Origin of the sequence: Bradyrhizobium sp. (genome assembly GCF_049798375.1) — a bacterium.
GTDB lineage: Bacteria > Pseudomonadota > Alphaproteobacteria > Rhizobiales > Xanthobacteraceae > Bradyrhizobium.
In genome coordinates, this window is record NZ_JBARGP010000711.1 from 1 (window position 1) to 6,899 (window position 6,899).

7 protein-coding genes are annotated in these 6,899 nt (G+C 65.5%); 5 read left to right on the top strand and 2 right to left on the bottom strand.

The annotated features are described in order from the left end of the window. From WA702_RS27785 to WA702_RS27805, 5 genes are all read left to right on the top strand, one after another. The coding region (locus tag WA702_RS27785; RefSeq protein WP_425113742.1) for a hypothetical protein at window positions 1-620 on the top strand (620 nt) is incomplete at its 5' end. Window positions 621-651: 31 nt separating this feature from the next. Continuing rightward, window positions 652-1,494 carry an efflux RND transporter periplasmic adaptor subunit gene (locus tag WA702_RS27790; RefSeq protein WP_425113743.1) on the top strand — a complete coding sequence of 281 codons (843 nt, stop codon included), beginning with the start codon at window positions 652-654 and terminating at the stop codon, window positions 1,492-1,494. Between the two features lie 278 nt (window positions 1,495-1,772). Further along, on the top strand, window positions 1,773-2,819 hold the full coding sequence (locus tag WA702_RS27795; RefSeq protein WP_425113744.1) for an ABC transporter substrate-binding protein: 1,047 nt from the start codon (window positions 1,773-1,775) through the stop codon (window positions 2,817-2,819). Between the two features lie 140 nt (window positions 2,820-2,959). Beyond that, a complete protein-coding gene (locus tag WA702_RS27800) occupies window positions 2,960-3,817 on the top strand; it encodes an ABC transporter ATP-binding protein (protein WP_425113745.1) in 858 nt (285 codons plus the stop codon). A gap of 19 nt (window positions 3,818-3,836) precedes the next feature. Next, window positions 3,837-4,727 carry an ABC transporter permease gene (locus tag WA702_RS27805; protein WP_425113746.1) on the top strand — a complete coding sequence of 297 codons (891 nt, stop codon included), beginning with the start codon at window positions 3,837-3,839 and terminating at the stop codon, window positions 4,725-4,727. 28 nt (window positions 4,728-4,755) lie between these two features. On the opposite strand, the gene WA702_RS27810 is transcribed toward WA702_RS27805, so the two are convergent. After that, window positions 4,756-6,138 carry a sensor histidine kinase gene (locus tag WA702_RS27810; RefSeq protein ID WP_425113747.1) on the bottom strand — a complete coding sequence of 461 codons (1,383 nt, stop codon included), beginning with the start codon at window positions 6,136-6,138 and terminating at the stop codon, window positions 4,756-4,758. Beyond that, entirely contained in the window at window positions 6,128-6,796 is a 669-nt protein-coding gene (locus tag WA702_RS27815) for a response regulator (RefSeq protein ID WP_425113748.1), read from the bottom strand. The genes WA702_RS27810 and WA702_RS27815 overlap by 11 nt, the downstream gene beginning before the upstream one ends. Window positions 6,797-6,899: the final 103 nt, after the last annotated feature.

Here is a 6,899-nt window from a genome sequence, read left to right on the forward strand (position 1 = left end):
CCGGCGCGGTTCGCATCGGCGGCTATCTGAACAGCCTGATTTATGCCCCGGTCACGATCAAGCGGGCTGACAATGCCGAGCTGCTGGTCGACGTGCGGCGCGAGGCGCTCAGCATTGCCGTGCTCGCCAAGCTGCACATCGCTTATCAACAATATCTGGCCGCGAGCCGCGACTATCGCCGTTCGACCGAGCTGGCCGACGTCGATCAACGCCTCTCGCAGCAGATCACCAACCGCGCCGCGACCGACGTCCAGGGCGATCTCGAACGGATTTCGTCCGAGGTCAGCGCGGTGTTCTCCGAGCTGCGGCGCTACCAGGCCTATGCCGAGGCGCAGGCCGCATTTTGCCGGATCTACGCGAGCCTTGGGGTCGATCCGGTGCCAAGCGAGGCTGCTGTCTTCGACATCCCCGAGCTCTCCAGGGAAATCAGGCGGGGCATGCAGGACTGGCAGCGTGGCCGGGTCGTAGAGCCGGTGGCGGACGCAGGGCGGGGGCCGGCGGTTCCGACCGCAGTCGCCAAGGAAGCTGCCGAGGGCGTCGCCAAGATCGGCTCTTCAAACGTCGCGGCCGCAACTCTGGATGTGCCGCCGGCGCCTGATCAGAAGACCAGCGTCAACTGAGCGAGGCGATGACGTCGACGCATGAGCAGGAATGCGGGTCCGATCAGGCAGGCCATCTGCTGACGCCGATCCGCGGGCCAGTGCGAGGCCGGGGGGTGTCAAACGTCACTTCGTCCGGCTTGCAGCGCTGACGCTCCTGCTTGCCGTCGCGGCGCCAGGAGCTCAGGCTCCGCTGGGCGGCCCTGACTCCGCAGCACCGGAGTCGGACCAGGAAATCCGCGCCCAGCTGACGCCGCGCCACTACACCACACTCTCGAGCAAGATGGCAGCGCGGATCGATCGCATCACCACCCGGGTCGGAGAGCGGTTCAAGAAGGGCGATCTGCTGGTCGCATTCGACTGTGCCCCCCAGAAGGCGCAACTGGCCCATGCCCATGCGGTGCTGACCCAGGCCGAAAAGACCTTCGTCATCAACCAGCGGCTGATGCAGCTGAAGTCGACCGGGCAGCTTGAGCTCGATATCGCGGCCGCAGAGGTCGAGAAGGCCAAGGCGGATCGCGCCGCCGCCGACGCTGCCGTTGCCAAATGCACTATCATCGCGCCATTCGAGGGCATTACGGTGGAGCAGAAGGCGGGCGAATTCCAGTACACCAACGCCGGCCAACCGCTGCTCGACATCCTCGACGACCAGAGCTTCGAGGTCGAATTGATCGCACCGTCGCGCTGGCTCGCCTGGCTCAAGCCCGGCATGCCCTTCAAGGTGGACATCCACGAGACCGAAAAGACGTATTCCGCGCAAGTGATGCGGTTGAGCGGCCGGGTCGATCCGGTCAGCCAGACCATCAAGGTGATCGGCGAGATCACGCAGACCGCGCCCGAGCTGATGGCCGGCATGAGCGGCCGTGTGGTGATCACGCCGCCGAACGGGCATTGACCCGCTAAGCTCGGAGATTTCGGCCTTGCTTACCCTCAAGGTGAGGGCGCGCGGCTCGAGATTGGCCGAACCGACGCAGTCACGGGCCGCGCAACGGCCGGTCTCATCCACGGCTGCGCGACGCCGGCACCGGACATCGGGACTGAAAGCCGATTGAAAGCTTGGCCGGTCTAGGGTGGCATGACGGTGTCATGCCGGACCAAAAAGAGGATGCGTCGAGGCGCATCTGAACAGCCAGGGAAACGCAGGCGCGGGTCGCCGACAAGGAAAGACAAATCATGCTGAAATCTTCTGCACAACGCTCGGCGGGACCGCGGCTGCGGCTGTTGGCCTCGTCCCTTGTCATCGCTGCCGGCTTCGCGGCGCCCAGCAGCGCGTCTGCCGAGAAGCTCACGATCATCGTCGGCGGCATGGAGAAGCAGATCTACCTGCCGGCGGTTCTCACGCGCGAGCTTGGCTACTTCAAGGATGAAGGTCTCGACATCGAGCTCATCAGCTCCCGCGCCGGCGTCGAGGCCGAAAACGAATTGCTCGCCGGCGCCGTGCAGGGCGTGGTCGGCTTCTACGATCATACCATCGACCTGCAGGCCAAGGGCAAGTTCATTCAGTCGGTGGTGCAGTTCAGCCAGGCGCCGGGTGAGGTGGAATTGGTCTCGACCAAATACGCCGACAGCGTCAAATCGCCGGCCGACTTCAAGGGCCATACCCTTGGCGTGACCGGCCTCGGGTCGTCGACCGATTTCCTCACGCGCTACCTCGCGGAGCGGGGCGGTCTGAAGGCCGGCGACTACAGCCTGCTGCCGGTCGGCGCCGGCAACACCTTCATCGCCGCCATCAAGCAGGACCAGATCCAGGCCGGCATGACCACCGAGCCGACCATTGGCCAGATGTTGAAGACTGGCGCCGCCAAAATCCTGGTGGACATGCGCACCCCGGACAAGACCGCCGCGGCGCTGGGCGGGACCTATCCCGCGGCATCCTTCTACGTAAACACCACCTGGCTCGACGGTCACAAGGACGAGGCGCAGAAGCTCGCCAACGCGTTCGTCAAGACCATGCACTTCATCGCCGGCCACTCGGCCGCCGAGATCGCGGACAAGATGCCGAAGGACTACTATGTCGGCGACAAGGACCTCTACATTCAGGGCCTCGCCGAGGGCAAAGCCCAGTTTACGCCCGACGGTCGCATGCCGAAGGATGGGCCTGAGACGGTGCTGAAGGTGCTGTCCGCCTTCTCGAAAAACGTCCAGGGCAAGTCCATCGACCTGTCGAAGACCTACACAACCGTGTTCGTCGACAACGCCGCCAAGACCTTAGGCAACTAAAGACCTTAGGCAACTAAGAGCTTGGGCAACTGAACGAGAGGGCGGTCGCCGCCGCGGTTTTTACGCGCGGCGACCGCCCCTGCCGGAAGACCTGTTCGAACGAGGTCGTCGCGCGATGCGCCGGCGACGGGAGGAAATTCATGTCCCTTCAAACCGAGGCTGGCGTCCGCCCGCCCGTCGTGGCGGCGCCATCATCCAGCCCCGCCATCGAGCTCGAGAACGTCACCCGGCGCTTTCTCACGCCGGACGGCAAGTCGATGACGGCGTTGCGCGACTTCACCATGACGGTAGGGCGCGGCGAGTTCGCCTGCGTGGTCGGTCCCACCGGCTGCGGCAAGTCCACGACGCTCAACCTGGTCACCGGTCTCGCCAGCCCCAGTGCCGGGGAAGTGCGGGTGATGGGCGCGCCGGTCTCCGGCATCCACAAGGATGTGGGCTTCGTCTTCCAGGCTGATGCGCTATTCCCCTGGCGCTCCGTGCTCGACAACGTGGCCGCGGGCCCGCTCTATCGCGGCCTTCCCAAGGCACGGGCGTATGAAAAGGCGCGAGACTGGATTGCCCGCGTCGGCCTCGCCCGGTTCGAGAAGCACTATCCCCACCAGTTGTCCGGCGGCATGCGGAAGCGCGTGGCGCTGGCTCAGACCTTCATTAACGAGCCGAAGATCCTGCTGATGGACGAGCCGTTCTCGGCGCTCGACGTGCAGACCCGCACCAACATGCAGGATGAGTTGCTGAACCTGTGGTCCGGCTCCGGCGCCTCGGTGGTGTTCGTCACCCACGACCTGGAAGAGGCGGTGGCGCTCGCCGACAAGGTCTATGTGCTGACGGCCGGCCCCGCCACCGTCAAGAGCGTCTACCAGATCGACCTGCCGCGCCCGCGGATCATGCAGGAGATCCGCTACGACGCGGCCTTCGTCGCGCAATGCCGCACCATCTGGGACGATCTGCGCGAGGAAGTGCAGATCGGCCAGCAGCGCAGCCTCGACACCGGCCACTGAAAATCGGAAAGGACTGATAATGACCATGCCGGCACACGCCGTGGCCGCCGCTTCCACCGCCCCTACGGCACGGGCCGTTCCGACCGAGGTCGAGATCGAGACCAAGGCGCGCGCCCGGCTGAAGGCCAGACGCACACTCGTGATCAGCTTACGCATTGCCATCCTGGTGGCGACGCTCGGTCTTTGGGAGATTGGTGCCAGGGTCGGCTTCATCGATCCCTTCTTCTTCGCCAGCCCGACGGGCATCGCCGAACAGATCTGGATCTGGGCCACCGAGGGGACGTCCCAGGGTCCGCTCTGGCTGCAGATTCTCGTCACCCTGGAGGAGACTGCGCTCGGCTTCTTCATCGGTGTCGTGGGTGGCGTTGTCTGTGGCATCGTGCTCGGTCGCAACAAGCTGCTCGCCGACGTGTTCTCGATCTACATCAAGATCGCCAACTCGATTCCGCGCGTGGTGCTCGGCTCCATCTTCATCATTTCGCTCGGCCTCGGCATGGCATCGAAGGTGGCGCTCGCCGTGGTGATGGTGTTCTTCGTGGTGTTTGCCAACGCGTTCCAGGGCGTACGCGAGGCCGACCGCGCCATGATCGCGAACGCCCAGATCCTCGGCGCCTCGCCGCTCCAGATCACCACATCTGTGATCATCCCGTCGGCCCTGAGCTGGATCCTCGCCTCACTTCATGTTTCTTTCGGCTTCGCGCTGGTGGGCGCGGTCGTGGGCGAGTTCCTGGGAGCGAAGCATGGCGTCGGCCTGCTGATCGCCACGGCGCAGGGCTCGTTCAACGCCAACGGCGTGTTTGCGGCCATGATCATCCTTGCCGTGCTGGCGCTCGCCATCGAGTTCATGATCACGCTGATGGAGAACCATCTGGTGAAGTGGCGGCCGGCGCCGTTCCAGGAGCAGACCTGAGCCAAGTCCTTACGCCATGCTCTGTCGTCTAGCCGGCGGCCTCGGCCGCCGGCAGCCGCATTTCGACCTTGAGGCCTCCCGCCGCACTGGCGCCGAGGGTAAGCGCACCGCCGGCGCCATCGACCACTTCGCGCACGATGGACAGGCCGATCCCCGATCCGTCCCCAGATGTGCCCGGCAGCCGGTAGAAGCGTTCCAGCACCATCTCGCGTTCCTCCGGCGGGATGCCGGGTCCGCTATCCTCGACCACGAGCTCTGCCATGCCGCCGGCTTGGCGCACCGTGACCGTCACGCTGCCGCCTGAAGGCGTGTAGCGCAGAGCATTGTCGACGAGATTGACGATCGCCTCGCGCAGCATGGCGCCATCGCCGCGGGTCCAGGCCGGCGCATCTGCATCAAGGCCCAGGTCGATGCCGCGCTCCACGGCAAGGTCGGCGAGCCCTTCCAGCACGAGCCGGGCCGAGGCTGCGAGGTCGACGGTTTCCTCCCGTGGCCTGCGGCTGCCGGGCTCGGCGCGTGACAGGGTCAGGAGTTGGCTCGCGAGCCGGGCCAGCCGGTGCGTGCTGTTTTCCATCGCCGCGAGCGCCTCGTCCCGCTCCGCCGGATCGGAGGTGCGGCGGACGTAGGCGACCTGCGTGCCGAACAGGGCGAGCGGCGTCCGCAGTTGGTGGGCGGCATTGGCGACGAAGCGGCGCTGCGCCGCCATTTGCCCTGCCACCCGGCCCATATAGGTGTTGAGCGCCGAGACCAGAGGGCGCAGTTCGCTCTGCACGGTCTGATCCGGCAGCGGGGTGAGATCGTCGCGGTCCTTTGCCATCACTGCGGTGCGCAGGCGCAGCAGCGGAGCCAATCCCTGCCTGAGCCCCAGCAGGACCAGCAGTCCGGCGGCAGCGAGCAGCAGGAGCTGTCGGCTGAGGCTGCCGCCCCACAGCTCGCGCACCATGGCCTGGTGACCGGCGAGGGTAACGCCGACCACCACGATCACGTGCTCGCCATTGGGCGCGCCGACGATCGGATAGATAAGCGCCGCGAAGCGGAGCGGCTGGTCGCGATAGATCCCGGAAAACGCCAGCGGAACGGCTTCCTTCGGCGGATGCGGCGGCGAGGGCAAATCGGGATAGCCGGTGAGAAGACGGCCGTCCGCGCTGTTGACGCGATAGTAGACCCGATCGCCATGTCCGGTGGCGAACATTTCGAGCGCGATCGGCGGAATGGTGGCGTCCACCACGCCGCGGTCGAACCGCGCATTTTCGGCGATCGCCCGCGCCGAGGCTTCCAGCGCGCGGTCGGTGACGAGATCGGCGGTGGCCTGGACGGTGTTCCAGCTGCTCCAGACGTTGACGATCACCAGTCCCGCGAGAGGGAGCAGCAGCCAGGCGAGCAGCTGGAGGCGGAGGCTCTTACTGCGCATGCTGGAGCAGGTAGCCGAGGCCGCGCAAAGTAACGATGCGAACGTCGCTTCCCTCCAGCTTGCGGCGGACGCGATGCACATAGATCTCGACGGTGCTCGGATCGGCGAGATCGTCGAGACCGAAGATGCTTTGCGACAGCTGGCTCTTGCTGATGGTTTTGCCGGCTTTCAGCAGCAGGGCCTCCAGCACCGCATGCTCGCGCGGGGTGAGCGCCAGCGGGACCGCGCCGATCTGGAACAGGCGCGTGTTGGTGTCGAAAGCGAGCGTGCCGCAGCTGATGACAGGCGTCGGCCGCCGCGCGGAGCGACGCAACTGGACACGGATGCGCGCTTCGAGTTCCGAAATATCGAAGGGCTTGGCAAGGTAATCATCAGCGCCCTGGTCGAGACCGGTTACGCGTCCGTCCACGCTGGCATTGGCGGTCAGGATGATGACGGGAACAGTTTCGCCACGGCTGCGCAGGCGCCGCAGCAGCTCCATGCCGCTCATTGATGGCAGCGTGAGATCGAGGATGATGAGGTCATAGGTTTCGAGCAGTAAGGCGTGGTCCGCAGCCTCGCCGTCGTGCAGCACATCGACGACAAAATTGCCGCGACGCAAAATCCTGGCGAGCCAATCGGCGAGCTCGAGATTATCCTCGACCAGAAGAAGCCGCATCCGTTGTTTGCCTCCTGTCGCGCAACATAGCTAGCTCGTCGAGATGGCGTGGCCAGGAGCAGACCGGCCGATTGGGACAGACCAGAGGTCGCCTTCACTTCCG

Bases quoted from the DNA above. Each gene is read 5' to 3' on its own strand.
- WA702_RS27790 (WP_425113743.1), top strand. From the start codon at position 652: ATGCGGGTCCGATCAGGCAGGCCATCTGCTGACGCCGATCCGCGGGCC.
- WA702_RS27795 (WP_425113744.1), top strand. From the start codon at position 1,773: ATGCTGAAATCTTCTGCACAACGCTCGGCGGGACCGCGGCTGCGGCTG.
- WA702_RS27800 (WP_425113745.1), top strand. From the start codon at position 2,960: ATGTCCCTTCAAACCGAGGCTGGCGTCCGCCCGCCCGTCGTGGCGGCG.
- WA702_RS27805 (WP_425113746.1), top strand. From the start codon at position 3,837: ATGACCATGCCGGCACACGCCGTGGCCGCCGCTTCCACCGCCCCTACG.
- WA702_RS27810 (WP_425113747.1), bottom strand. From the start codon at position 6,138: ATGCGCAGTAAGAGCCTCCGCCTCCAGCTGCTCGCCTGGCTGCTGCTC.
- WA702_RS27815 (WP_425113748.1), bottom strand. From the start codon at position 6,796: ATGCGGCTTCTTCTGGTCGAGGATAATCTCGAGCTCGCCGATTGGCTC.